General features: G+C 74.5%; 3 protein-coding genes and 1 pseudogene. 2 read left to right on the forward strand and 2 right to left on the reverse strand.

The window, feature by feature from the left end:
* Together AOK16_RS27790 and AOK16_RS23255 are read right to left on the reverse strand one after the other, a co-directional pair.
* Positions 1–341, reverse strand: a pseudogene (locus AOK16_RS27790) (hypothetical protein); the annotation flags it as partial.
* Positions 342–349: 8 nt separating this feature from the next.
* Positions 350–1,333 (reverse strand): alpha/beta hydrolase, encoded by a 984-nt coding sequence (locus tag AOK16_RS23255; RefSeq protein ID WP_055474102.1) that lies wholly within the window; start codon positions 1,331–1,333, stop codon positions 350–352.
* 152 nt (positions 1,334–1,485) lie between these two features.
* On the opposite strand from AOK16_RS23255, the gene AOK16_RS23260 reads away from it, so the two are divergent.
* Both AOK16_RS23260 and AOK16_RS23265 read left to right on the forward strand, forming a co-directional pair.
* The gene (locus tag AOK16_RS23260) at positions 1,486–1,707 is read left to right on the forward strand and encodes a hypothetical protein (RefSeq protein WP_055474103.1); all 222 of its coding nucleotides are present in this window, start codon (positions 1,486–1,488) and stop codon (positions 1,705–1,707) included.
* Between the two features lie 195 nt (positions 1,708–1,902).
* The gene (locus AOK16_RS23265) at positions 1,903–2,547 is read left to right on the forward strand and encodes a TetR/AcrR family transcriptional regulator (protein WP_055474104.1); all 645 of its coding nucleotides are present in this window, start codon (positions 1,903–1,905) and stop codon (positions 2,545–2,547) included.
* Positions 2,548–2,682: the final 135 nt, after the last annotated feature.

Consider the following 2,682-nt stretch of genomic DNA (forward strand, 5'->3'; position numbering starts at 1 on the left):
GCGCCGCCCGGTTCGCGGTGTTCCGGATGCCCGCCCCGGGCGCCGGACGGCGGCCCGAAGGACACGGACTCGGACGGCCGCCCGAAGGGGGCGGACTCGGGCGTCGGCCCGAAGGACGCGGGCGCACTCGCGCCACGCGAGGGCAACGGCGGGCGCGGGGCACCGAGGGGACGCCCGGCGGGCGCGGCCCCATCGGCGGGGCGTCCGCTCGCGGGGTGGACGGGACCGCCCGCGCCGCCGCCCACGGGATCGACGGCGGACGGGCGCGCGTCCTCCGGTATGTGCGCGCCCGTGGTCTCGGCTGCGGCCTCCGTGCGGCCGCGGCGGCTATGGCGTCCCACGCGTCGACTCAGCTCCTGCCCGCGCCCGCGGTCGTCGCCACGGCCTCTTCGTCCAGCAGCGCGCGGAAGGCCCGCGCGACCGCCTCGGGATACTCCATCATCGCCACGTGCCCGGCCTCCGGGAGCGTCAGCAGCCGGGAGTCGCGGAAGGCCCGGGACGCCCGGCCGGCCATCCGGACGGAGACGAGCCTGTCCCGGCCGCCGTACACGAGCAGCGTCGGCGCGAGCACCCGCTCCGCCTGCCGCCACAGGGAATGCTGACCGCCAAGCGTGTACGCGTCAACGACTCCGCGCGCGGAACGGGCCATCACGTCCCAGAAGTACGGGAGCGCGAGCCGCCGTTCGTACTCCTCGACGGCCGCCGTGAGGCCATCCGGATCGACCCGCGCCGGGTCCCCGTAGCAGAGCGCCACCACCTCGCGCGTACGCCGCTCCGCGGTCCAGTCCCGGGTCAGCCGGGCGAACAGCGAGGTCGCGCCGGGCACCGCGAGCAGCACGGTGGGCAGCGCCGAGAGCTGCGGCGGCCGCTCCGGCAGCGCGGGCGAGATGAGGGTGAGGGTGCGGACGAGGTCGGGCCGGACCGCGGCGACCCGCGTGGTGACGGCCCCGCCCAGCGAGTTCCCGATCAGGTGCACCGGCCCGCGCCCGGCTGCGTCGAGATGGCGGACGACGGCCCGCGCGTGCCCGGAGACCGAGTAATCGCCGTTGTCCGGCGGCGCGGAATGGCCGAAACCCGGCAGGTCGAGGGCCTCGCCGTCCACGCGGTCATCGAGCCGCGCCATCAGCGCGGACCAGTTGACCGAGGATCCGCCGAGCCCGTGTACGTACAGCGCGGGCGGCAGGCCCCCACGGGCCGGCGGGCGAGAGCGGACGGCCAGATTCAGTCCCGGCAGGGCGACCCGCCGCAGCTCCTCTCCCGCACCGACGCCGACACCGAACTCGTGGGTTGAGGCGGGGGCGGTCCGGGTACCCGGCAGCTCGGTCGGAGACATGCGGCAATGTTACGAGGTGATCACGCCGGGGATTGTCTGTTCGGGCCCGCACACCGGCGTGTTCACCATCACATGACCACATGGCATCGACCCGCGGCCTCTCCCAGGCTCGTCCGGTGCGGCGGGCGCCCACCCCGGAAAGGGGATCCACCATGGCTGTCGATCCGACCGATCCGGACACCTTCGAGGCGGACGCGGAAGAGACCGAGGAGTTCGACGTCGAGGCCCCCGAGGCGGACGCCGCCGAGCAGCACGCCGACCTGGTTCCGGAGCGCGACTCCGAGCCCGGTGAGCGCTCGCTGGAGTCCGCGAACCCGGCGGACGCCGCCGAGCAGGCCCGGGTGGTCGGGCTCCACGAGGACGACTACCGGTGAGCGGTGCACCGATGGGTCCACCGTTGGCGAGGGGTGCGGCCTGCCCTTTTTGTCCGCCCGCTCGGCGACCGCGCCAACGGTCCGGTCCATGAAAATCTCGGTCCGCACCGCGCACACCCCGGTTACCCGAAAGTACGATGGCGGGCGCGGTGCACCAGGCGCCGCCGCGCACGGAACGAACCCTTGGGAGGCGGCGTGACAGCCATCGAGCAGACCGAGGCGCGCCCGCGGGGCACGCGCCTGCCGCGCCGAGCCCGCAGAAACCAGCTCCTGGGCGCCGCCCAGGAAGTCTTCGTCGCACAGGGCTACCACGCGGCGGCCATGGACGACATCGCGGAGCGGGCCGGAGTCAGCAAGCCGGTGCTCTACCAGCACTTCCCCGGCAAGCTGGACCTCTATCTGGCCCTGCTCGACCAGCACTGCGAGTCCCTGCTGCAGGCGGTGCGCACGGCGCTCGCCTCCACGACGGACAACGGGCAGCGCGTGGCCGCGACGATGGACGCGTACTTCGCCTACGTCGAGGACGAGGGCGGCGCGTTCCGCCTGGTCTTCGAGTCGGACCTCACCAACGAGCCGGCGGTGCGCGACCGGGTCGACAAGGTCAGCCTGGACTGCGCGAAGGCGGTGAGCGGGGTCATCGCCGAGGACACCGACATCCCGTCGGACCAGGCGATGCTGCTCGCGGTCGGCCTGTGCGGGATGGCCCAGATCACCGCGCGCTACTGGCTCGGCGCGGGCCAGAAGCTTCCCCGCGACGCCGCGGCCAAGCTCGTCTCGGCTCTGTCCTGGCGAGGCATCGCGGGCTTCCCCATGCACAGCGCCTCCGGCGGGGGCGGCTGATACGGGTTCCGGCCGGTCCGGCTACCACTGGGTGGAGGTGCCCCCGGCGGTAGCTGTGGGAGTGCCCCCACCCGGACTGGCTCCGGCCCGCTCCCCGCCACCCCGTCCCGCTCATCGCCGCCGCGGCGGCGGGAA

Origin of the sequence: Streptomyces pathocidini, from assembly GCF_001418495.1 — a bacterium.
Taxonomy (GTDB): Bacteria; Actinomycetota; Actinomycetes; order Streptomycetales; family Streptomycetaceae; genus Streptomyces; species Streptomyces pathocidini.